Genomic DNA, 22782 nt, shown 5'->3' on the forward strand with positions numbered 1-22782 from the left:
TCATCCAAAAATTTCCACTGCGGTTATAAGCGAAAAGGGGGTTTTTCATTTATCGGTCACATAAATGAAAGCGGGATGTCATCTGAAAAATGAAAAATAACGGGTTAATCAAATGGATTCGCGCGCAAAAAATTTTGGGATGTACGGGAATGGCGGTTACACTTCACCCGCTGATTATTTGACTACAGGAAAGAATGGATTGTGACCAAACTCAAACTTCTGGCATTGGGCATCCTTGCCGCTACCGCAGCGAGCACCGTACAGGCTGAGAGCCAGTGGACTGTTGGCGCGGGTGCTGGCGTGATCAACAGCCCGTACAAGCAGTATGACCGCGACGTTTATCCTGTCCCCGTTGTCACCTATGAAGGCGATAACTTCTGGTTCCGTGGATTGGGCGGCGGCTACTATCTGTGGAACGATACGGCCGATAAGCTCTCCATCATGGCCTATTACGACCCAACGTACTTTAAACCAGGCGACAGCGACAGCAATGCGCTTCGTCAGCTGGACAAGCGCAGAAGCTCACTGATGGCCGGGCTTTCTTACGTCCATAATACCGAGTATGGCTTCCTGCGCACGGCGCTGGCGGGCGATACCCTGGACAACAGCAATGGCTTCATCTGGGATCTGGCGTGGCTTTATCGCTATACCAACGGCGCGGTGACCCTGACGCCGGGTATCGGTGTGCAGTACAGCAGCGAGAATTACAATGACTACTACTATGGCGTGTCTAAGGCTGAGTCTCGCCGCAGTGGTCTGAAGAGCTACAGCGCTGATGATGGCTGGGATCCGTACCTGGAACTCACCGCCTCGTATAACTTCCTCGGTGACTGGAACGTGTACGGTACTGGCCGTTATACCCGTCTGAGCGACGAAGTGAAGGACAGTCCGATGGTCGACAAGTCCTGGTCCGGCATCTTCTCCGTGGGTGTGACCTACAAGTTCTGACCAGAACGTGATGTATTAAAACGGGGCGCTTGCGCCCCGTTTGTTTTTTATGGTGCCTGATAAATATTAGCGCTTCACAATCTTGATCGTTTGGCCTAAGCGGGACGGTTTTTCTTCGCTGGTTTTCTGCGGGGCGGTCACGCACGCGGTTTCCACACACACGAAGGTCTTGTAACCGTCATCAGGGATATCTGCCATGCTGACGGAAAGGGCAGGGCCCGGGTTCCAGCCCACCACGTTGCTATGGTGGTGGTGAACCACGTCAATGCCGCGGTTCAACGCGCTGTCGTGGATGACGCTACAGGCTTCCGGGTGCAGATACACGCGGTCGGTACGGTCCGGGAAGCTCTGAACGCCGTCGTCCAGCCTGCCTTCTTTCGCGTTGTCCACTTTGTCGATAAAGGTATCGCCAAGTCCGCTCACCTTAACGGCCTGAATGTCGCCTACGTTGAAATAGGTGTGCAGGGCGGACGTTGTTTCGAATTCGCCGTGCGCTTCCAGTTCAATCTCGCAGGTTTTACCCAGCTTGAAGCGGGCATAGAGGGTGAATTCATGTGGCCACAGGGCGCGCGTTTCATCATTTGCCTGAAGTTCAAAGGTCAACACCGCGCCGTTATCATCTTCGTTGTGGGCTTTCAGCGTCCACTGCTGGTTACGGGCGAAACCGTGAGACGGCAATCCCTGCTGCGCTGACGGACCAAACCATGGCCAGCAGATCGGTACGCCGCCACGGATCGCCGCCCCTTTTTTGAACGAGGTGGCCTCGCTCAGCCACAGGCCTTCTTCTTCGCCTTCTGGTTTCCAGGAGAGCAGGTGGGCGCCATTGAGCGCTACGGAGGCTTTAACGCGCGGATGATCGACGACGATGATATCGGCGCCGTCAATCTGACGGCGGGAGAGCACAGGGGTAAGTTGTTCGACTACCGGAAGTGCAAAAATTTTATTAATCATTAAGCAATCCTCTGTCTAAAAACAATAAAAAAGGCGACCGAAGTCGCCTTTTAGGATCAAGCACTCATCTCAACTTATTTGGAGATGTGAGCGATCAGGTCCAGTACTTTGTTAGAGTAGCCAGTTTCGTTGTCGTACCAGGAAACCAGTTTCACGAAGTTGTCGTTCAGTGCGATACCTGCTTTAGCATCGAACACGGAAGTGCACACTTCGCCGTTGAAATCGGTAGATACAACGTCGTCTTCGGTGTAACCCAGAACGCCTTTCATTGGGCCTTCGGAAGCAGCTTTGATTGCTTTCTTAATTTCTTCGTAAGAAGCAGCTTTTTCCAGACGAACGGTCAGGTCAACAACGGATACGTTAGGAGTTGGAACGCGGAACGCCATACCAGTCAGTTTGCCATTCAGTTCTGGCAGTACTTTACCTACTGCTTTAGCAGCACCGGTAGAAGATGGGATGATGTTCTGAGCCGCGCCACGGCCGCCGCGCCAGTCTTTGTGAGACGGGCCATCAACGGTTTTCTGAGTAGCGGTGGTAGCGTGAACGGTAGTCATCAGACCTTCGATGATGCCGAAGTTGTCGTTGATAACTTTAGCCAGCGGTGCCAGGCAGTTGGTGGTGCAGGATGCGTTGGAAACGATGTCCTGGCCAGCGTAAGTTTCGAAGTTTGCACCGCGAACGAACATTGGGGTGTTGTCTTTGGAAGGACCAGTCAGAACAACCTTCTTCGCACCCGCAGTGATGTGTTTACGTGCAGTTTCGTCGGTCAGGAAGATACCGGTAGCTTCAGCTACAACGTCAACACCGATTTCGTTCCATTTAAGGTTAGCTGGGTCTTTCTCAGCAGTAACGCGGATGGTTTTGCCGTTTACAACCAGGTGGCCGTCTTTCACTTCAACGGTGCCGTCGAAACGACCGTGAGTTGAGTCGTACTTCAGCATGTACGCCATGTATTCAGCGTCCAGGAGATCGTTGATACCAACGATTTCGATGTCAGAACGTTTCTGAGCAGCACGGAAAACAATACGGCCGATACGGCCAAAACCGTTGATACCTACTTTGATAGTCATATATTCCACCAGCTATTTGTTAGTGAATAAAAGGTTGCCTGTAAAATTACAAAAACCTTACGCAGCGTCAAGCGGAATCGTGTCAATCATTGCGACAAATCAATCCTGTGACTAACGTTTGTGCGACTGACTCGCCTCACTTTCCCTTTGAGCTAGCAACCACATGGGGGCTGCGCCCGGAATTTTAAAGGCCTCGCAGGATTAAAATGTGAAATTGATCACAATTGCCTGACCGCCTTTTCGCGACACATAAGTTTAGATCAAAAGTGCACGCGCGGGTGTTAATGTTTTGTTAGAATCTGGGTTAAAAGATGTCTGTTTCAACAGCGAGATGTAAGCATATGTCGAACCAACATAACCCCGACGATTTGAAAAAAAACCTTACAGAGATGCAGTTTTACGTAACGCAAAATCACGGCACGGAACCGCCGTTTACCGGGCGTTTGCTGCACAATAAACGGGAAGGCGTCTACTACTGCCTGGTGTGTGATGCACCGCTGTTTAACTCCCAGACTAAGTACGATTCTGGCTGCGGCTGGCCAAGCTTTTACGAGCCTGTCAGCGATGATGCGATCCGCTATCTGACGGACTACTCGCACGGCATGGTGCGCACCGAAATTCGTTGTGGGAACTGCGACGCCCATCTCGGGCATGTCTTCCCGGATGGCCCGCAGCCGACGGGGGAGCGTTTCTGCGTAAATTCGGCTTCGATGAGCTTTACCGATGACGAAAACGGCGACCAGACCAAGGGTTGAAAAAACGATTCAGCAAATTATTCCTTTGAAAGGGAGAGATCGTGAATATTGATGACATGATTGCAGGCATGACCCCGGAGGTTTATCAGCGCCTGGTGACGGCCGTTGAGCTGGGAAAATGGCCGGACGGTGTGGCGCTCACACCTGAGCAAAAAGAGAACAGCTTGCAGCTGGTGATGCTGTGGCAGGCGCGTCACAATACCAACGCCCAGCACATGACCATCGACACTAACGGTCAGATGGTGATGAAAAGTAAGCGCGAACTGAAAGAAGACTTCGGCATCACGCCGAAGCCGATTGCAACCTTCAAATAAATCTCCCATGTAGGCCGGGTAAGGCGAAGCCGCCACCCGGCACACTACACCTTAGTGCGGGATCCCAAGCGACTCCGCCAGCTGCTTCGCTAACTGGTTGTTGTCATCGGCGCCATACTCCCAGAACATCGCCCCGGCGAGACCTTTCTCCTTGATGTAATCTGCTTTAATCGCCACGGAACGCGGGTTCTCATAGGAGATCGCAAACAGCGCCTTCCCGTCGGCGGATTTTACCGACAGCCACGGCACCTTCGCCTGTTCGTCCCAGTGCTCGGTAAAGCGTTTCTGCGGATCGTTTAGCAGTTTGCGGACGATATCGTTGTATTTCACGTAGGTATCTTTGGTCAGGTCATAGCCAAGCGATTTGAACAGGCCCAGTTCCTGCGGCCCGAAGTAGGGCTGGGTGACCGGATTGTTTTGCGCGTCCGGTTTACTCCAGTCGATACCCGGTTCAACGGCGCGCTTCGGTACACGACCGTAAAAACCGATTCCGAGGTTCATTTGCTGCGGCTTAAGGCCGGCGGCCAGATAGTTATTCACCACAAAATCAACGCTGTATTTGTCTGCGGCAGCCACCGTTGGCCAGGCGCTGGAGTTATACAGATTCGCGTTAAAATACTGCGTCCCGTACGCCATGTCGTAGGTCATCAGGTTGATGTAATCAAGCAGGGGGGCAATGGCCTTCACATCCACCCAGCTTTTCGGACTTTCTGCATTTGCGCCCACCGCAATCGTGACCAGTTTTTTCTTACCAAACGCGTCACGCATCTCTTTTAACAGCGCGGTGAAATTATCCCTGTCGGCTGGGGTGCTCTCGACCAGTCCCCACGCGCCGTTGACCGGGAACTCCCAGTCGAGATCGATCCCGTCCAGGCCGTATTGACTGACGATCTGCTGCGCGGAGCGAATAAACACCGCGCGGCTCTCTTTGGTAGCCGCTGCGCCAGAAAAACCACGTGCGCCCCAGCCGCCAACGGAAAGCAGCACTTTTAAATTCGGGTTTTGTTTACGAAGCTGAGGAAGTAACGCCAGGTCGGATGCCACCTTGGGTGATAACCAGATTTGATGCAGTTTTGCCGGATCTTTCAGTGCAGGGTTGGTCTCGTCTTTCTCGTTGTTATAGACCAGACCAAACGAGTAGTTGAGGTGTGTGATCTGGCGGACATCGAGTTTATTGATATCGCCACCCGGTCCGGCGGTAACATCGCCACCGCCATTGAAGTAGCCCACGGACATCAGGGGCGCGGCGGAAGCCAGTGACGCGCAAAGCAAGGGTAATGCTGCCAGCAAGGGCAAACGTTTCATATAAGTTCCTCTTTGACTGAATAAAAATAACCACGCCACAGAAAAGGCGTGGCGAAAAAACAGCCTGAAGAGAATACCATCGCCGCTTCGCTTGTGATGCGAGGGAGTTCACTTTATGGGAGATCGGGGAGGGGGTTTTGCCGGGTGGCGCTGATGCTTACCCGGCCTACAAAACCGCCGGGTAAGGCGAAGCCGCCACACGGCTAAAAAAGCTTACGCCTGCGTCTCCATCCAGTCAGCCAGCGTATACAGCGTTGCGCCTTCTGCGGCCATATCCATAAACGCCTGGGCGCTGTCATGCGGCTGAATATTCACCCCGCGACAGCCGTCGGTAATGACATTCACGGTATAGCCCAACTGGAGCGCATCCAGCACGGTGAACTTCACGCAGTAATCCGTCGCCAGGCCCAGCACAATCAGCTCGGTGATCTCATGATGGCGTAACCATGCGTCCAGCGCCGTCTTCTGGCGGTGACCGTTATCGAAGAATGCGCTGTAGCTGTCGATGGTTGGGTTTTCACCTTTGTGGAACACCGCGTCGATGGCTTTCTGGTTCAGCAGCGGATGCAGCTCAGCGCCTTCCGTCTGCTGCACGCAGTGATCGGGCCAGAAGGTTTGCGCCAGTCCGTCCAGTTCGCCCTGGCTGTAAGGCTCAACGTTGTGCTGGCTGGCAAAGCTGCCGTGGTTTGCCGGATGCCAGTCCTGACTCGCCACCACCGCTTCACCACGAGCCTTACACCACTCAATCAGCGAATTCGCGACGTCTACGGTGCTGTCGCCTTCCGCGACGGCCAGCGCACCGCCCGCACAGAAATCATTTTGCAAATCGACCAGTAACAGGGCGCGTTGCTTCATGGGAACTCCTTATTCGTCCGGCGTCAGTTCACCGCGCAGGTTTTGCATCATGGCGCGGCGAATGGAATCAATATCCAGATCCTGACTCAGTAAATAGTGAAGTTTAGTCAGCGTTGCCTCAACGGTCATATCGAAACCACTGATCACGCCAGCGTGCGCCAGGGCGTTGCCGGTGGCGTAGCCGCCCATATTGACCTTTCCGGACATACACTGGGTGAGGTTGACCACCACAATCCCGCGATCGCTCGCCTCCTGAAGCTCTTTCAGGAACTCACCGTTCTGCGGGGCGTTACCCACACCATAGGAGCGCAGGATCAGCGCCTTCACCGGCTGGCGCAGGAAGTTGCGCACCACGTCGGCGGAAATACCCGGATAAATCGTCACCACGCCAATCGGCTGCGGGGTGATCGGGTGAACGATCAGCTCGCCTGCAGTATTTGGCGCGGGCGGCGTGCCCAGACGACGGATATGGATCCCCGCTTCCAGCAGCGGTTGCAGGTTAGGTGAGGCAAACGCGTCAAAGCCGTCAGCGTGCGCTTTAGTGGTACGGTTCCCGCGGTACAGTCGGTTGTTGAAGAACAGCGTTACCTCGTTGATCGGGTAATTAGCGGCCACGTACAGGGAGTTAAGCAGGTTGATCTGCCCGTCTGAACGCAGTTCCGCCAGCGGGATCTGCGAACCGGTCACGATGACGGGCTTGCCCAGGTTCTCCAGCATGAAGGAGAGCGCCGAGGCGGTGAACGCCATGGTGTCGGTGCCGTGCAGGATCACGAAGCCGTCGTACTGGTCGTAATGGGCTTTAATATCGTCCGCAATATGCTGCCAGTCTTCCGGCGTCATGTCGGAGGAGTCCATCAGCGGCTCATATTCGTGGATGGTAAAGTCCGGCATTTCCGGACGGTGGAATTCAGGCATCAGCGCCAGCTGGCGCTGCAAGTGGCCAGAAACCGGAATATAGCCATTTTCAGAGCGCTGCATACCGATGGTACCGCCGGTATAGGCGACATATATTGATTTCTTCTGCATGGTAATGAGTTCTTGTTCTTCAAAAGAAAAAATCCCCTCTTAACGGGAAGAGGGGACGGTTTTTAACGCACGTTCGCACAGGTCAGGCAAAACGCGTAACGGCTTTGCGGATCGTTGAAAGTCGCGAGCTTATCGCTCTCCGCTTTCATGGCTTTAGCCGCCGTCGCCACCGGCGCCGGCAGATACGCCTGAAGCGCTTCCGGCAGCATGGCGCGGACGGAGCCGGACATGCTGTCCATGACCATATCGAAGAACGTCGGTTCGTCCTGATAATAGTCAACGTGCCACTGCTTGAGCTTCGCCAGTTCCGCCGCTTTCTTCACGGCATCGTCGAAGTCACCCAGGCTGTCTACCAGACCGTTGCTCTTCGCATCCTGGCCGGTCCAGACGTGGCCCTGCGCGATCTGGTCAATCTGGTCTGGCGTCTTTTTACGGGAATCCGCCACCAGCGTGATGAAGCGCTTATAGCCACTCTCAATGCTGAGCTGCATCATCTCGGACACCTCAGGCGGCAGAGATTTAGTCACGGACACATCCGCCAGCGGCGAGGTGGAAACGCCGTCGGTATGAACGCCGAGATAATCCAGGCTGTTCTCTACGGTGTTGATCACGCCGAAGATGCCAATCGAGCCGGTCAGCGTGCTTGGGTTAGCCACAATGTAGTTGGCTGGCGTCGAGATCCAGTACCCCCCTGAAGCCGCCATGCCCCCCATCGAGACCACGACCGGCTTGCCCGCGGCACGCGCGGCGGCCAGCTCAGCACGGATCACCTCGGAGGCGCTGACACTGCCGCCAGGGCTGTTCACCCGCAGGACAATCGCCTTCACTTTCGGATCCAGACGCGCATCGCGGATCTGCGACGCGGTGGTGTCCCCGCCGACGTTCCCCGGCGTTTCTTCACCGTCCATAATGGCCCCGTTAGCAAACACCACGGCGATGCTGTCACCGCTGTCATCCGGCTTTTTCGCGGCGTAGTCATACATGCTGATGGCGCTGTAGTTCTTGTCCTCTTTACTCCAGCCGAACTGTTTGGTCAGCGCTTTTTCGATTTCAGCGCTGGAACCCAGCCGATCGACCAGTTTGTTATCAAGCGCGTATTTCGCTGTATCGCCGTCCACTTTGCGCAGGCCCTCCAGCACACCGCGCGCGCCCGGGAAGACCTGCTCAGCGGTCATTTGACGGTTAGCGGCAATGGTGCCGAGATAGTTCTGCCACAGCTCGCCAATCCAGCGGCTGTCCGCTTCACGGGCGGCAGGGGACATATCATCACGGATAAACGGCTCCACGGCAGATTTATAGGTCCCGACGCGGAAGACGTGGGTAGTGACCTTCAGCTTGTCGAGCAGCGATTTGTAGTACAGACCATTTGTGGCGAAGCCATGCAGATCGACCGTGCCCTGCGGAGAGAGCCAGATTTTGTTAGCAAAGCTCGCCAGATAATATTGCCCCTGGGTGTAGCTGTCGCCGACGGCAATGACCGGTTTACCGCTGTCGCGGAATTCCCGCAGCGCTTTCCCGATGTACTGCATCGAAGGCTGATCGGCTCCGGCAAAATCTTTCAGATCCAGCACGATACCGGTAATGTTGCGATCGTCTTTGGCCTGACGGATCGTGTCGACGATATCAAACAGGGAGTTTTCCTGCAGGCGGTCTGAAGTCGCGCCGAACAGCTGGCGGCCAATCACGCCCAGACGATTGCTGGTCGATGGCTTATCAACAATCACCCCGGTGATATCGAGGAGCAGTGCGCCGCGCGTCGAATTCTGCGCCTGGCTGGCGCTGCTGAGATGCATCCAGATACCTGCGCATACCAGGACCAGGAAGATGAAGAAGATATTCATCACCAGGTTGCGGACGAAGTTGAGCAGTCGCCACGTCCATTTAAAGAAACCGGCAAAGATTCGCCAAAGGGTTCGCATGTATTCTCCCTAACCAGAAAAGGACTGTTTCCGTCGCCACAGGACGGTAATGTGCGGTTATCGTAATGACCCAACCGCCACTTGTCAGCAGGAATCGCCTGCCACGCTGTAACAAATTCTGCTGTCGTGTTAATTTTGTGAGTAAATTTCACGAAAGGAGTTAACCAATGGACGCACTTGAACTGCTTGTTAACCGTCGTAGCGCTTCCCGCCTGGCCGACCCGGCCCCCGTCGGCGAACAGCTGGAAAACATTCTGCGTGCCGGAATGCGTGCGCCGGACCATGGCACATTGCAGCCATGGCACTTCTTTATTATTGAAGGCGAAGGGCGCGACCGCTTCAGCCAGCTGCTGGAGCAGGGGGCGGTTGCCGCAGGCCAGGATGAGAAGGGGATTGATAAAGCCCGCAACGCGCCGTTCCGTGCGCCGATGATCATCGCGGTAGTCGCAAAATGCCAGGCCGACCATAAAGTGCCGGTCTGGGAGCAGGAGATGTCTGCCGGTTGCGCGGTAATGGCAATGCAGATGGCCGCCGTCGCGCAGGGCTTTAACGGCATCTGGCGTACCGGGCCGCTGACCGAGAGCGCCGCCGTGCGGGAAGGCTTCTCCTGCGGTGAACACGATAAAATTGTCGGCTTCCTCTATCTCGGCACCCCGCAGCTTAAAGCCTCCAGCACCATTAGCGTGCCGGACACCACGCCTTTCGTCAGCCGTTTTTAATTACACGCGCTAAACTGTCTGGATTCTGAGCATCCGCCGCAGAATTCAGATAGTCATACTTACCTCTTTATGGAATGAGCGCTACCATAGCGCGATTGAGATGACAGGAGACGTCCATGAGCGAGCAAACCATTCGTTTAACGCAATACAGCCACGGAGCCGGTTGCGGTTGTAAAATTTCCCCGAAAGTGCTGGAGACCATCCTGCACAGTGAACAGGCGAAGTTTGTCGACCCGAACCTGCTTGTCGGTAACGAAACGCGTGACGATGCAGCGGTTTATGACTTAGGTAACGGCACCAGCATTATCAGCACCACTGACTTCTTTATGCCGATTGTCGACAACCCGTTCGACTTCGGACGCATTGCGGCCACCAACGCCATCAGCGATATCTTCGCGATGGGCGGTAAGCCGATTATGGCGATCGCCATTCTGGGCTGGCCGATTAACACCCTCCCGCCGGAGATTGCCCGCGATGTCATCGAAGGCGGACGCTTTGCCTGCCAGCAGGCGGGTATTGCCCTGGCCGGTGGTCACTCTATCGATGCGCCGGAGCCGATCTTCGGCCTGGCCGTCACCGGCGTGGTGCCGACCGAACGCGTGAAGCGCAACAGCACCGCGCAGGCGGGCTGCAAGCTGTTCCTCACCAAGCCGCTGGGCATTGGCGTACTGACAACCGCCGAGAAAAAATCCCTGCTGAAGCCCGAGCATATTGGTCTGGCAACGGAAGTGATGTGCCAGATGAACCTTGCCGGTGCGGCATTCGCCAGTATCGACGGCGTGAAGGCCATGACCGACGTGACCGGCTTTGGTCTGCTGGGACACCTCTCTGAAGTCTGTCAGGGCGCGGGCGTGCAGGCGCAGGTCTGGTATCAGGATGTGCCGAAGCTGCCGGGCGTGGAAGAGTACATTGCTCAGGGCGCCGTTCCGGGCGGGACGCAGCGCAACTTCGCCAGCTACGGCCATTTAATGGGCGAAATGCCGGAAGCGTGGCGCAATCTGCTGTGCGATCCGCAAACCTCCGGCGGCCTGCTGCTGGCGGTGACGCCGGAAGCAGAAGCTGACGTTCAGGCAACGGCGGCCGAGTTTGGCATCACCCTGACGGCCATTGGCGAGCTGGTGACCGCCCGCGGTGGCCGCCCGATGATTGAGATCCGTTAATTCGATGCGGTTGTTTATTGCCGAAAAGCCGAGTCTGGCGCGAGCCATCGCCGACGTGCTGCCCAAGCCGCATCGCAAAGGTGATGGCTTTATCGAATGCGGTAACGGGCAGGTGGTCACCTGGTGTATCGGTCACCTGCTTGAACAGGCGCAGCCGGATGTCTACGACAACCGCTACGCCCGCTGGAACCTCAACGATCTGCCGATCGTGCCGGAAAAGTGGCGTCTGCAACCGCGTCCTTCCGTCACCAAACAGCTCAACGTCATTAAGCGTTTCCTGCATGAGGCGACGGAAGTGGTCCACGCGGGTGACCCGGACAGGGAAGGGCAACTGCTTGTCGACGAAGTGCTCGACTACCTGGAGTTGGCACCGGAAAAGCGCCAGCAGGTGCAGCGCTGTTTAATTAACGACCTCAACCCGCAGGCGGTGGAGCGCGCGATTTCGCGCCTGCGCGCCAACAGCGAATTTATTCCCCTGTGTGTCTCCGCGCTGGCGCGTGCTCGCGCGGACTGGCTGTACGGGATCAACATGACCCGCGCCTACACCATCCTGGGACGCAATGCGGGCTATCAGGGCGTACTCTCTGTTGGGCGTGTTCAAACCCCGGTGCTGGGGCTGGTGGTGCGTCGCGACGAAGAGATCGAAAATTTCGTCGCCAAAGACTTCTTCGAAGTCAAAGCGCATATCGTCACGCCGAAAGACGAACGCTTTACCGCCGTCTGGCAGCCGAGCGATGCCTGTGAGTCATATCAGGACGAAGAGGGACGGCTGCTGCATCGTCCGCTGGCGGAGCACGTGGTTAACCGCATTACCGGCCAGCCCGCGATCGTTACCAGCTACAACGACAAACGGGAATCAGAGCCTGCACCACTGCCGTTCTCCCTTTCGGCGTTGCAGATCGAGGCCGCGAAAAAGTTTGGCCTGAGCGCGCAGAACGTGCTCGATATCTGCCAGAAGCTCTATGAAACCCACAAGCTGATCACCTATCCGCGTTCGGACAGCCGCTATCTGCCGGAGGAACACTTCGCCGGACGCCACTCGGTGATGAATGCCATTGGTGTCCATGCGCCGGATCTGTTGCCGCAACCGGCGGTAAACCCGGATACCCATAACCGCTGCTGGGACGATAAAAAAGTCGATGCCCACCACGCGATAATCCCGACGGCGCGCACCAGCAACGTCAACCTGACCGACAACGAAGCAAAGGTCTATAACCTGATCGCGCGTCAGTATCTGATGCAGTTCTGCCCGGACGCGGTTTTCCGCAAGTGCGTTATTGAGCTGGAAATTGCCAAAGGCAAATTTATCGCCAAAGCGCGTTTCCTCGCGGAAGCGGGCTGGCGCACGCTGCTCGGCAACAAAGAGCGTGACGAAGAGAACGACGGCACGCCGCTGCCGGTCGTAGCCAAAGGCGATGAACTGCTGTGCGAAAAAGGCGAAGTGGTTGAACGTCAGACCCAGCCGCCGCGCCACTTCACCGATGCGACGCTGCTTTCGGCCATGACCGGGATCGCCCGTTTTGTGCAGGATAAAGATCTAAAGAAGATCCTCCGCGCCACCGACGGTCTGGGTACGGAAGCAACCCGCGCGGGGATTATCGAGTTGCTGTTTAAGCGTGGTTTTCTCGAGAAAAAAGGGCGCTATATCCATTCGACAGAGCCGGGCCGGGCACTGATTCACTCCTTGCCAGAGCTGGCCGCCAGACCGGACATGACCGCGCACTGGGAGTCGGTGCTGACGCAGATCAGCGAAAAGCAGTGCCGTTACCAGGACTTTATGCAGCCGCTGGTGGGGACGCTTTATCAGTTGATTGATCAGGCGCGCAGCACGCCAGTGAAGCGATTCCGGGGGATGGTTGCCCCGGGTGGCGGGGCGAAGAAACCGTTCAAAAAGAAAAAAAGCGCAGCCAAAAATACCACCGCTTAAACCGTAGGCCGGGTAAGGCGAAGCCGCCACCCGGCAAAAAGCAGCTCTGCGGCCTGAAAAAAGCCCGGTGGCGCTAACGCTTACCGGGCCTGCAAGGGCGAGAATGCAGCGAAACTAAATCACACCCTGCCCGATCATCGCATCGGCCACCTTCACGAACCCGGCGATGTTGGCGCCGCGCACGTAGTTGGTCTGTGAAGCCTCACCGCCGTACTCCACGCAGGCATGGTGAATATCAAGCATAATGTGGTGCAGACGGGCATCCACTTTCTCCGCCTTCCAGCCCATTCTCGCGGCGTTTTGTGCCATTTCCAGACCGGATGTTGCCACCCCGCCCGCGTTCGCCGCCTTGCCTGGCGCAAAGAGTACGCCTGCGTCCAGGAACAGATCGGTCGCTTCAATGGTGGTGGGCATATTTGCCCCTTCCGCTACCGCCTTCACGCCATTGCTAATCAGCGTCCGGGCGGCATCCACGTCCAGCTCGTTTTGCGTCGCGCACGGCAGGGCGATATCCACCGGCACACCCCACGGCTGTTTACCTTCCAGATAGGTCAGGCCAAACTCTCGGGCATAATCCGCCACGCGGCCGTCACGGCTGGCTTTGATTTCGCACAGACGCGCCAGTTTTTCTGCTGTGAAGCCAGCTTCATCCACCACGGTGCCGCTGGAGTCGGAGGCGGTCACTACGCGCGCGCCAAACTCCATCGCTTTCTCGATAGCGTACTGCGCCACGTTGCCGGAGCCGGAGACCGCCACGCGCATCCCCTCGAAGCTCAGCCCGTGACGCTTAAGCATCGCTTCAGTGAAATAGACCAGACCGTAACCCGTCGCTTCCGGACGAATCAGGCTGCCGCCAAACGACAGACCTTTGCCGGTAAAGACGCAGGCGCTGTTGTTGGAGAGCTTTTTCATCATCCCGGCCATAAAGCCCACTTCACGACCACCCACGCCGATATCCCCGGCAGGAACGTCGGTGTCCGGCCCAAGGTGGCGATAGAGCTCAGTGACTAGCGCCTGGCAGAAGCGCATCACTTCGCCTTCGCTCTTGCCTTTCGGATCGAAATCACTCCCGCCTTTACCGCCGCCCATCGGCAGGGTAGTGAGCGCATTTTTAAAGGTCTGCTCGAAGCCGAGGAATTTCAGAATCGACAGGTTCACCGAGGGATGGAAGCGCATCCCGCCCTTAAACGGCCCAATGGCGGAGTTAAACTGCACGCGCCACGCGCGGTTGACCTGTACCTGATTGCGATCGTCCACCCACGCCACGCGGAACTGGATGACGCGCTCTGGCTCCACCAGACGTTCAAGCAGCGCCATCTGTCGGTAGCGCGGATTTTCCTCAAGGAAGGGCCACAGGGTGGTCATGACTTCACGAACGGCCTGGGCAAACTCGCTTTGGTGCGGGTCGCGCTGCTGAACATGGGCAAGAAAGCTTTCCAGAGAGCGTGTCTGATCCATAGATATAAGAACCTCTTATAATAATTTATGCGTGTGGCGGAGATGTTTTGTGTCGTTTTTTTGACTATACCACCCGCACCGCTTTGAGAGGCAAGCAGAAATTTAGGCCGAAAGGGAAATTAATGACAAGCCGCGCGTCATAACCAAAAGCGATGACGAGATAAATTAAAGATCCCGCCAGGATCTACCGTTATAGATATAAACGATGCAAAGGAAATTAAGTCTATGAACCGTTTCGCAATGGCCGCGTTATGTTTGATGGTGTCCGCCGGGGCACAGGCTGATCGCATTCGCCCGGATGTCGAAGTTAACGTGCCGCCAGAGGTTTTTAGCGCTGGCGGACAGCGTGCGCAGCCGTGTAATCAGTGCTGTATCTATCAGGATCAAAACTATTCCGAAGGCGCAGTGGTCAGGGCGGATGGCGTGCTGTTGCAGTGCCAGCGTGATGAACGCACCCTCAGTACAAACCCGCTGGTCTGGCGTCGCGTAAAAGAATAAACGCTTCCAGGAGCGGTATATCCGCCGGGGCTAAATCATACGTGAACGCGTCTTCTGGCGTGCACCACACCAGCGCCGAGTGGTAGTGCGCCTTCAGCTCGCCGCTAAATTCCGGCACGTGCCAGGCGTGGAGGTGGATCAGCCGCTGCGACACTTCCCGCTGGTGGCTTGCCACATACCGCGCGGGCACGGCTTCAATGCCGAGCTCTTCGCGTAGTTCGCGGATCAGCGCTTCCTGCTGGGTCTCACCGGCTTCAACCTTTCCGCCCGCAAATTCCCACATTCCTGGCTGATCGGCATGTTCGGGACGCTGCGCCAGCAAGATCTTGCCCTCTTTTTCGAGGATAGCCGCAACCACATCGAGTGTTTTCAGCATGTTCGTCAATAATTAATAGCGAAAAACGACATATTATCGTGCCCTGCCAAAGAGTCCAGTCATCAGGAGAATCAGGTGAAAGAGACAGCCGCCTGGGTTGCGCCCATGGAAACCCTTCCCGTCAGCCTCAAGCCCATTGCTGCCATGCAGAAAAAACACTTCGGCGCGGTGCTGAACCCCACGCGCTGGTGGGGGCGTATGCCGCGTCTTTTCTGGCTGGTAGCGCTATTTGTCGGCTATCTGGAGCGGCGCAAGGCGCGTTTGACGCCGGTTCTGCGTTCGTTACTAATGACGCGGGTCTCGCAGATCTGCCACTGCGCATTTTGTATTGATGCCAACAGCCTGCGTCTGGCCGAGCGGAGCGGGGCGCTGGATAAAGTGCAGGCCGTCAACGACTGGCAAAATTCCACCCTGTTCAGCGAAGAGGAGCGCGCGGCGCTGGCCTATGCGGAAGCGGTCACCGCCACGCCGCCTCAGGTGGATGAAAATATCAAAAACCAGCTGAAGCGCCACTTTAGCGAAGAGACTATCACCGAAATGACGGCTCTGATTGCCTTTCAGAACCTTTCCGCCCGCTTTAACGCCGCGCTGGATATCCCGGCTCAGGGCCTGTGTGCCACGTTTAAAGGTGAACCGCATGCTGGATAAACATCTGCATCCACGGCTGAAGCCCGGGTTAAATCAGCTGGCCGCCGCGCTGGATAAACCGTTTATTACGCCTGATGGGTTAACGCTCGCCGGGTTTGCGATTGGCGTACTGGCGTTACCGTTTCTGGCGTTGGGCTGGTATCTGGCGGCGCTGGTCGCCATTGTGCTGAACCGGCTGCTGGATGGTCTGGACGGTGCGCTGGCGCGTCGCCGTGGCCTGACGGACGCGGGAGGATTTCTTGATATCGCCCTCGACTTCCTGTTTTACGCGCTGGTACCGTTTGGCTTCGCGCTGGCCGCTCCGGCTGACAATGCGATCGCCGCCGCCTGGCTGCTGTTCGCGTTTATGGGGACGGGCAGCAGTTTCCTGGCCTTTGCCGCGCTGGCGGGGAAGCATAATATCGACAACCCCGGCTACGCGCACAAGTCGCTTTATTACATTGGAGGATTAACGGAAGGAACGGAGACCATCGCGCTGTTTGTGCTGTGCTGCCTGTTTCCGGCACACTTCACGCTGTTTGCCTGGGCGTTTGGCGCGTTGTGCTGGCTGACCACCACAACGCGCATCTGGAGCGGTTACGTGACGCTGAAGTCACTCCCCCGCTAGCGTGTACTCTCCGGTCCACGCTCCCCGGTGGAGACCGGGTTCTGCGGATGGCTGCTCCATTCGTACCAGCCGCCGTCGTAGACGGCAACGTTTTGCCAGCCCATGGCGCGGGCGTACATGAAGGCTTCAGACGCGCGCCAGCCGGTGCCGCAGTAAAACGCAACGTGCTGCTCCGGCAGGATATTCCACGTCTTCCACATGGCGGCGATGTCATCGGCGCTGCGCATGGTGCCATCCGGATTGTGGAAATCTTCCATGTGGGTCGCGTCGCTACCCGCATGGCCCCAGCGCGCACCGGCAATGTCACCTTTTGGCTTGATATAACTGTAGCCGCTGGTTTCACCGATAAACTCTGGCCAGGAACGAATGCTCACCAGTGAGGCGTCCTGACGGTGCAGCATTCCCCGGGCCTGTTCCATATCCACCATCAGCCGGGGCTGGCCCGGGATCGGCGCGCCAAAATCAGGGGCTGGCTTCACGTTCTCAGGCGTTCCGCGCTCAACGGGCAGGCTGGCGTCTGACCATGCCTTCCAGCCGCCGTCCAGAATTCGCACATCCTTCACGCCCGCGTAGAGCATGATCTGCGCCACGCGCGCGGCGGCATATACGTCGCGACCGTACAGAATGACGGTGGTATCGTGACGGATCCCGTGCTTCGCCAGCATCGCTTTCAACTTTTCGTCAGCGACCTTATTCCACAGCGGTTCGCTTTCCACTTCATTGGTGTCGATGTAGCCCGCGCCGGGAATGTGGCTCAGGAGATAAAGCTTCGGCGCACCCCAGCCAGCCTCGATCACCTTCCACTCTCCGGCTGGTGCGGCGGTAACGGGTTTGCCCTGCTGCAACAGGTGGATCCACTGCGGATAAACCAGCTGTTCAAAATGTGCCAGACGTTGCAAACGGTCGGATTGTTGCAGGGCATCGCTCAGGATGGAAACGTGGGTAAAACCCGCTTTTTCCAGCCGCGTTTTGACGGTCTGGTTGTCATCATCATTGCCATAGAGCGCAACCGGCATGTCAGGTGTAAGCCGATGCTGTTTTGCCCAGCCGCTGAGCTGTTCATCGCTCATTGCCCCAAGCCAGCCTGCAGAGAGATTAAGCGCGGCGGGTTCATGCCCGGACGTTCCGCGCAGCGCCTGCGGCCAGCCGTTATAGAACGCACTGATGCGCGTATCAATTACCGCGCCGTTTTGCGCCTGGAGCTGGTCCAGCGTGAGGGAGTGGGGCATATCAGCCGCCATGGAGGAGAGTGAGGCGAGGCCGCAGATCAGAGCCAGCGCGGTCAGTTGAGAAACACGTTTCATCGAAAAACCTGACGTCATTAAAAGAGGGTGGCATTGTCGTCTCTCCTGAAGCCAAAAACATTGCGTTAGCACATTATTGCCAGCGAGAAATCTCAATCACCTCTCCGCCGGGCGGGATATCTTCCTCATCATGCGTGACCAGCACCATCGGGATCTTGCGCTGGCGAGTGGTTTCGAATACCCACGCCCGGAATGAGGCGCGGAGCGTTTTATCCAGTCGGCTGAACGGTTCGTCGAGCAGCAATGCCTGCGGCTGGGCGAGAAGGGCGCGCAGCAGGCTGACCCGGGCGCGCTCGCCGCCGGAAAGGGTCGCCGGATCGCTGACATAGTGGTTTGCCAGCCCGGCAGATTCAAGAGCCTGTTCTACCGCGTCGCGCCGCGCGCGTCCGGCAATGTGCGCCGGCAACGCCAGCATCAGGTTTTGCCCCACGCTGAAGGCGTCAAACAGCAGGGCGTCCTGAAACAGAATGCCGATCCCGCGCGTTTCCACGGGGAGCATATCGCAGCGACGATCGTTCAGCCACAGCTCGCCGTGCGCCTTAAAATCAGCGGATAACGTGCCCACCATCCAGGCGAAAAGGGTCGATTTCCCGCTCCCGGAGGGTCCCATCAGCGTGAGAATCTCCCCTGCCGGGACGCGGAAGTTGACCTCACGTAAGAGTGGCGCAATGGTGAGATTTTTCACGTTCAGCATTAACGTAATCCTTGTCTGTGACGGCCCACGAACCGGGCGAGCAGCGCGGCAAGGGCAAATACGCTGCTGGTCAACAGCAACAGACCCAGCGCCCGGCTGGCAAGGATCGGAACGCTGCCGCCGCTGCTGAGGGCGACCGCCTCCGTGGTCAGAGTAGTAAAACGACCCGCTCCCAGCCAGAGGGTGGGCATGTACTGGGCCATGCTCACGGAAAAACCGGTGGCAACGGCCAGCAGGGCCGGACGAATCATCAGGGGGCATTTCACTAACCAGAAAATTTTCGCCTGTCGCCAGCCCAGCGTTCTGGCGGTGAGGATAAGCCGGGGATCGAGCCTGCGCCAGGCCGGTTGCAGCACCAGGAGCATCCACGGGAGAACCCAGAGCATATGGCTCCAGAGCACCGCAGCGTACTGGCCGTCGATGCCCAGCCACAGCGCCACGGCATACTGCCCGGACACGAGGGGCAGCGCCGGGAGGGCGAGCGGCAGCCAGATCCACACCGCGCCACGCTGGGGTCCCCACTCAAGCCAGAGCATGAGGATGGCCAGCGCTGTCAGGCTGGACAGCAGTCCCAGTGAAAGGCTGTCGCTGACGGGGCCGATGTCGCCCCGGCGTGCCAGCATCAGCAGAACCAGCGCACAGAGCACGCCGCACAGCGGCAGTAACCCGCCCAGCGTCCGTGCGGGCAACGCGGTATGCGAAGCGCGACGTACCCCCGAGACGTCAGGCTGGGCGCGCCGCCAAGCCGTCCAGAGGCTGTATCCCACCGCGGCAAGTGCGGCCAGCAGCAGGAGCAACACCAGACACAGCAACGTTCCTTTTGACTGCTGCTGCGCATCGCCCTGGGTGAGCCACTGCCAGGCCAGCACCGCCAGCGTAGGTGGGTTGCCCGGCCCGAGCACGATCGCCACATCCACCACGGAAAGCGACCAGGCGAGCACCGCCAGCATCACGGCGCCCAGCGCGGGGGCGATAGCCGGGAGGACGAGCCAGTTAAGCGCCTGCATTCGTCCGTAGCCGAAGGTATGCAGGACAATTTTCTGCTGTGCGAGGCGCTTTTCAGGCAGCGCGGCGTAGATTGCCCACAGAACGAACGCGCTCTCTTTGACCGCAAGCGTCAGGCCAAGCCCGATACCGTAGCGGTCAAGCTGCGGCGAACAGACTGTACAGATCCGGTAAAACTGACCGCCTTCCGCAAACAACAGCAGCGCGCTGGTGGCGAAGGCGACGTGCGGCACGGCCAACAGCCACGGCAGACGGGTGCTCAGGCGCTGCCAGCCATCACCCGGCCAAAGAAGCGCAAGCAGGCTCAGGGCGATAAACAGTGAACCCAGCGTCGCGATGAGGGTTGACACCAGCGTAGCGGCCAGCGCCTGCGGCAGCTGCGGGTCGGCAAACAACGCCGCCCAGTTACTGAGAGAAAACGCCGGGGCCAGCAGCATGCCGCTGGCGGGAAGCAGTGGCAGATAGATGACCGCCATTGCCGCCCATACCAGCCCGCTTAGCGGGTTCCGTAGCGGCGAAGCCATTCCTGCTCCAGGGCGTTAACCCAGGCGGCGTGCGGTTCGGGAAGCACATCAGGCGTGCCTGAAGGGGTAAAGGCATGAAGCTGTTTTGCCGCTTTCGCAGGTAGTTTGGCACCATCCAGCACGCTCGGGTCACCCCAGACGGCAGGATCGGCTTTGCGGATCTGCGCCTGCGGTGACAGCAGGAAATTTGCCACCACTTTCGCCCCTGCGCTCGCACTGGCATTTGCCGGGATAGCGACAAAATGGACGTTGCCGATCATGCCTTTGAGAAAGCCGAAACTGTAGCTGTCGGCAGGCAGTTCACCGCTCGCCACCTTTTGCATCGCATGGGCGGGGTTAAAGGTGAGCGACAGGTTCAGGTTGCCGCTGGCCAGCAGCGTATCCATGCGCGCAGGCGATGGTGGGAAATCGTTCCCTTCGCGCCACAGCAGGGGATGCAGGGTATCAAGATAGTCCCACAGCGGCGCGGTGATCTCTGCAAAGGTGCCGTCCGGCGCGTTTTTTAACGCCTCCGGATGGGCGGTCAATGCCAGCAGAAGCTGTTCAAGAAACGCCGTGCCGGTAAAATCCGGCGGTCGCGGATAGCTCACCTTGCCAGGGTGCTGCTGAGCGTAAGCCAGCAACGCGTGGGGATCTGCCGGAGGCGTCGGCATACTCGCTTTACGGGCGATGAAGGTTAACTGCGCGCTGCCCCATGGGGATTCCGCCCCATCGGTCGGGATGGCAAAATCTTCCGTGACCGGTTTACGGGTATCGACGTAACGCCAGTTGGGCAGGGTTTGCGCCCAGCCGGAGAGCAGCAGGTTTGCCTCCTTCAGCGTGCGGAAGTTTTCCCCGTTTACCCAGAGTAGATCCACCGACCCGTTACTGCTGCGTCCTGCGGCCTGTTCCGTCTGGATCCGCTTCACCGCATCGGCGGCATCGGCCAGATGAACGATCTTCAGGTTAATGGCGTAGTGCGTTTTCATCTCGCCGCTCACCCAGTCGAGGTAGCGGTTAACGGCCTCGTCACCGCCCCAGGCGTTAAACCAGACGGTCTGCCCGGTGGCCTGTTGCTGAATGGATTGCCAGCTTTCTGCGGCGAAGGCAGAGGTTGCCAGCAGCAGACTCGTCAGAAACGCGCAAAAACGCACCCGGCGCATAATGCCTCACTTTTTAATCGAAGGGATGTAACGGGAAAACAGCCAGCGAGTGACCAGCGGTAATAACCCTAATAGTGTAAAGGCGAACAGCAGTCCCGGCGACAGAATATCGCGCAGCGTGGTGAGTTTTCCCAGCTCGCGTCCGGCGTTCAGATAAATGACAGTGGCAGGTAGCATCGCAAGCTGGCTGACCCACCAGTAGTGACGCACCTGGATACGGGTTAGCCCCATCAGCAAATTGACCAGAAAGAACGGAAACAACGGCATCAGGCGCAGGGCAAAAAGGTAGCGCGCGCCATCGCGAACCATCCCCACATCGATCGTGTTCATCTGTGCGGCAAAGCGCCGTTGCACCCAATCACGCAGCAGATAACGGCTGACGAGCATGGCAAGCGTGGCGCCGAGCGTCGAGGCCAATGACACCAACAGCGTCGCCTCCCACAGGCTGAAAATCGCCCCGCCGAGCAGCGTCAGAAGCGCAGCCCCGGGTATCGACAGCGCAGAGACCAGAACGTAAACCGCAAAATAGATCAGCGCGCTCTGAAGGGGCGCCTGCTCCACACGATCGAGCAACGTTTGCTGGTGTATTTTTAGCGTGTCGAGGGAGAGCATGCCCGGAGGAAGCAAAACAACGATTAAAACAAATGCGCCCAGAAGGGCGCACAGGAGACTGATTTTTTTAATATTCACTGAGGATTACAGCTTGAACGTTGCCCATACCGGCGCATGGTCGGACGGTTTTTCCATGCTGCGAATATCATAGTCGATACCGGTTTCGATGCAGCGTTCGGCCAGGGGGGCGCTCGCCAGCAGCAGATCAATACGCAGGCCCCGGTTGTCATCGAAGCCTTTAGAGCGGTAGTCAAACCACGAGAAGCGATCCTGCGTCTCCGGGTTAGCGGTGCGGAAGGTATCCACCAGCCCCCAGTCAAGCAAGCGCTGCATCCACTCGCGCTCTTCCGGCAGGAAGGAACATTTCCCGGTGCGCAGCCAGCGCTTGCGGCTGTCTTCGCCAATGCCAATGTCCAGATCAGTCGGGCTGATATTCACATCCCCCATGATCAGCACCGGATTATCTTTGTTGAGTTCGGTCGTAAGGTAGTTTTGCAGATCCTGATAAAATTTGGCTTTGGCCGGGAATTTGGTCGGGTGGTCGCGGCTTTCACCCTGCGGGAAGTAACCATTAATCACAATGATGTTACCCAGCGGGGAAGGCAGCTCAGCCATGATGAGACGACGCTGTGCTTCTTCACCGTCACCCGGGAAGCCACGACGCACCGACACCGGCGTATCTTTGGTCAGCAGCGCAACGCCGTAGTGGCCTTTCTGACCGTGGTAAAAAACGTTATAGCCCAGCTTCGCTACCTCTTCGAGCGGGAACATATCGTCGTGAACTTTTGTCTCCTGCAAGCCGATCACATCTGGCTGATGTTGCTCAACAATCGCTTCGAGCTGGTGAGGGCGGGCACGCAGGCCGTTGATATTAAAAGAGACAAATTTCATAGTCGCTGCCAATGCAAGGTGAATAGTGCAAGGATGGTAGCAGAATTTACGTCGTCTGTTATCCGCTTCGCCCA

Annotated in this window: 23 protein-coding genes; 9 read left to right on the forward strand and 14 right to left on the reverse strand. The window is 57.6% G+C overall.

Translation table 11 applies throughout. The features are described 5' to 3' along the window. The first annotated feature begins 201 nt into the window (after positions 1-201). Complete coding sequence (locus INF86_RS16550) at positions 202-948, forward strand: MipA/OmpV family protein (RefSeq protein ID WP_032676322.1); 747 nt, start codon at positions 202-204, stop codon at positions 946-948. 66 nt (positions 949-1014) lie between these two features. Here the strand turns inward: INF86_RS16550 and INF86_RS16555 are convergent, their stop codons facing one another. Next, a complete protein-coding gene (locus INF86_RS16555) occupies positions 1015-1899 on the reverse strand; it encodes a D-hexose-6-phosphate mutarotase (RefSeq protein ID WP_022647789.1) in 885 nt (294 codons plus the stop codon). Positions 1900-1973: 74 nt separating this feature from the next. After that, positions 1974-2969 (reverse strand): glyceraldehyde-3-phosphate dehydrogenase, encoded by a 996-nt coding sequence (gapA, locus tag INF86_RS16560; protein WP_006809136.1) that lies wholly within the window; start codon positions 2967-2969, stop codon positions 1974-1976. 341 nt (positions 2970-3310) lie between these two features. Between gapA and msrB the strand changes: the two genes are divergently transcribed. Beyond that, the gene (msrB, locus tag INF86_RS16565; RefSeq protein WP_193543732.1) at positions 3311-3724 is read left to right on the forward strand and encodes a peptide-methionine (R)-S-oxide reductase MsrB; all 414 of its coding nucleotides are present in this window, start codon (positions 3311-3313) and stop codon (positions 3722-3724) included. 41 nt (positions 3725-3765) lie between these two features. After that, positions 3766-4038 carry a YeaC family protein gene (locus INF86_RS16570; RefSeq protein ID WP_022647791.1) on the forward strand — a complete coding sequence of 91 codons (273 nt, stop codon included), beginning with the start codon at positions 3766-3768 and terminating at the stop codon, positions 4036-4038. 51 nt (positions 4039-4089) lie between these two features. Here INF86_RS16570 and INF86_RS16575 read toward each other — a convergent pair whose 3' ends face one another. The 4 genes from INF86_RS16575 to sppA form a co-directional block, all read right to left on the reverse strand. Next, positions 4090-5343 (reverse strand): glycoside hydrolase family 18 protein, encoded by a 1254-nt coding sequence (locus tag INF86_RS16575; RefSeq protein WP_193543733.1) that lies wholly within the window; start codon positions 5341-5343, stop codon positions 4090-4092. A gap of 213 nt (positions 5344-5556) precedes the next feature. Continuing rightward, the gene (gene pncA, locus INF86_RS16580; RefSeq protein ID WP_017384686.1) at positions 5557-6198 is read right to left on the reverse strand and encodes a bifunctional nicotinamidase/pyrazinamidase; all 642 of its coding nucleotides are present in this window, start codon (positions 6196-6198) and stop codon (positions 5557-5559) included. 9 nt (positions 6199-6207) lie between these two features. After that, positions 6208-7224: an asparaginase gene (gene ansA / locus INF86_RS16585; RefSeq protein WP_023305945.1), complete on the reverse strand. Its 1017-nt coding sequence runs from the start codon at positions 7222-7224 to the stop codon at positions 6208-6210. 62 nt (positions 7225-7286) lie between these two features. Continuing rightward, positions 7287-9143 (reverse strand): signal peptide peptidase SppA, encoded by a 1857-nt coding sequence (sppA, locus tag INF86_RS16590; RefSeq protein WP_023299888.1) that lies wholly within the window; start codon positions 9141-9143, stop codon positions 7287-7289. Between the two features lie 167 nt (positions 9144-9310). Between sppA and INF86_RS16595 the strand changes: the two genes are divergently transcribed. From INF86_RS16595 to INF86_RS16605, 3 genes are all read left to right on the forward strand, one after another. Then, positions 9311-9862 (forward strand): NAD(P)H nitroreductase, encoded by a 552-nt coding sequence (locus INF86_RS16595; RefSeq protein ID WP_045621414.1) that lies wholly within the window; start codon positions 9311-9313, stop codon positions 9860-9862. A gap of 116 nt (positions 9863-9978) precedes the next feature. Then, positions 9979-11022 (forward strand): selenide, water dikinase SelD, encoded by a 1044-nt coding sequence (gene selD / locus INF86_RS16600; RefSeq protein ID WP_022647796.1) that lies wholly within the window; start codon positions 9979-9981, stop codon positions 11020-11022. 4 nt (positions 11023-11026) lie between these two features. Beyond that, complete coding sequence (locus INF86_RS16605; protein WP_063854042.1) at positions 11027-12949, forward strand: DNA topoisomerase III; 1923 nt, start codon at positions 11027-11029, stop codon at positions 12947-12949. 114 nt (positions 12950-13063) lie between these two features. On the opposite strand, the gene gdhA is transcribed toward INF86_RS16605, so the two are convergent. Next, positions 13064-14407 carry an NADP-specific glutamate dehydrogenase gene (gene gdhA / locus INF86_RS16610; RefSeq protein ID WP_022647798.1) on the reverse strand — a complete coding sequence of 448 codons (1344 nt, stop codon included), beginning with the start codon at positions 14405-14407 and terminating at the stop codon, positions 13064-13066. Positions 14408-14632: 225 nt separating this feature from the next. Here gdhA and INF86_RS16615 point away from each other — a divergent pair, with 225 nt between their 5' ends. Continuing rightward, on the forward strand, positions 14633-14905 hold the full coding sequence (locus INF86_RS16615) for a YnjH family protein (RefSeq protein WP_022647799.1): 273 nt from the start codon (positions 14633-14635) through the stop codon (positions 14903-14905). Here the strand turns inward: INF86_RS16615 and INF86_RS16620 are convergent. Continuing rightward, the gene (locus tag INF86_RS16620) at positions 14865-15281 is read right to left on the reverse strand and encodes a pyrimidine (deoxy)nucleoside triphosphate diphosphatase (protein ID WP_022647800.1); all 417 of its coding nucleotides are present in this window, start codon (positions 15279-15281) and stop codon (positions 14865-14867) included. The genes INF86_RS16615 and INF86_RS16620 overlap by 41 nt on opposite strands. Before the next feature lie 75 nt (positions 15282-15356). Here INF86_RS16620 and INF86_RS16625 point away from each other — a divergent pair, with 75 nt between their 5' ends. Both INF86_RS16625 and INF86_RS16630 read left to right on the forward strand, forming a co-directional pair. Then, positions 15357-15929 carry a carboxymuconolactone decarboxylase family protein gene (locus INF86_RS16625; protein ID WP_038415879.1) on the forward strand — a complete coding sequence of 191 codons (573 nt, stop codon included), beginning with the start codon at positions 15357-15359 and terminating at the stop codon, positions 15927-15929. Next, positions 15919-16536, forward strand: coding sequence for a CDP-alcohol phosphatidyltransferase family protein (locus INF86_RS16630; protein ID WP_022647802.1), 618 nt, complete (start codon positions 15919-15921; stop codon positions 16534-16536). The genes INF86_RS16625 and INF86_RS16630 overlap by 11 nt, the downstream gene beginning before the upstream one ends. On the opposite strand, the gene INF86_RS16635 is transcribed toward INF86_RS16630, so the two are convergent. The 6 genes from INF86_RS16635 to xthA form a co-directional block, all read right to left on the reverse strand. Then, a complete protein-coding gene (locus INF86_RS16635; RefSeq protein ID WP_069597093.1) occupies positions 16533-17840 on the reverse strand; it encodes a rhodanese-like domain-containing protein in 1308 nt (435 codons plus the stop codon). The two genes, INF86_RS16630 and INF86_RS16635, sit on opposite strands and share 4 nt — an antisense overlap. Positions 17841-17913: 73 nt before the next feature. Then, the gene (locus tag INF86_RS16640; protein WP_193543734.1) at positions 17914-18534 is read right to left on the reverse strand and encodes an ATP-binding cassette domain-containing protein; all 621 of its coding nucleotides are present in this window, start codon (positions 18532-18534) and stop codon (positions 17914-17916) included. Beyond that, on the reverse strand, positions 18534-20063 hold the full coding sequence (locus INF86_RS16645; protein WP_155025371.1) for an ABC transporter permease subunit: 1530 nt from the start codon (positions 20061-20063) through the stop codon (positions 18534-18536). Before INF86_RS16645 ends, INF86_RS16640 begins: the two co-directional genes overlap by 1 nt. Further along, a complete protein-coding gene (locus INF86_RS16650; RefSeq protein ID WP_074133502.1) occupies positions 20036-21205 on the reverse strand; it encodes an ABC transporter substrate-binding protein in 1170 nt (389 codons plus the stop codon). Before INF86_RS16650 ends, INF86_RS16645 begins: the two co-directional genes overlap by 28 nt. Before the next feature lie 6 nt (positions 21206-21211). Next, a complete protein-coding gene (locus INF86_RS16655) occupies positions 21212-21895 on the reverse strand; it encodes a TVP38/TMEM64 family protein (RefSeq protein WP_045621419.1) in 684 nt (227 codons plus the stop codon). 6 nt (positions 21896-21901) lie between these two features. Further along, positions 21902-22708: an exodeoxyribonuclease III gene (gene xthA, locus INF86_RS16660; protein ID WP_193543735.1), complete on the reverse strand. Its 807-nt coding sequence runs from the start codon at positions 22706-22708 to the stop codon at positions 21902-21904. Positions 22709-22782: the final 74 nt, after the last annotated feature.

Source organism: Enterobacter cloacae complex sp. I1M (assembly GCF_014982425.1).
GTDB lineage: Bacteria > Pseudomonadota > Gammaproteobacteria > Enterobacterales > Enterobacteriaceae > Enterobacter > Enterobacter intestinihominis.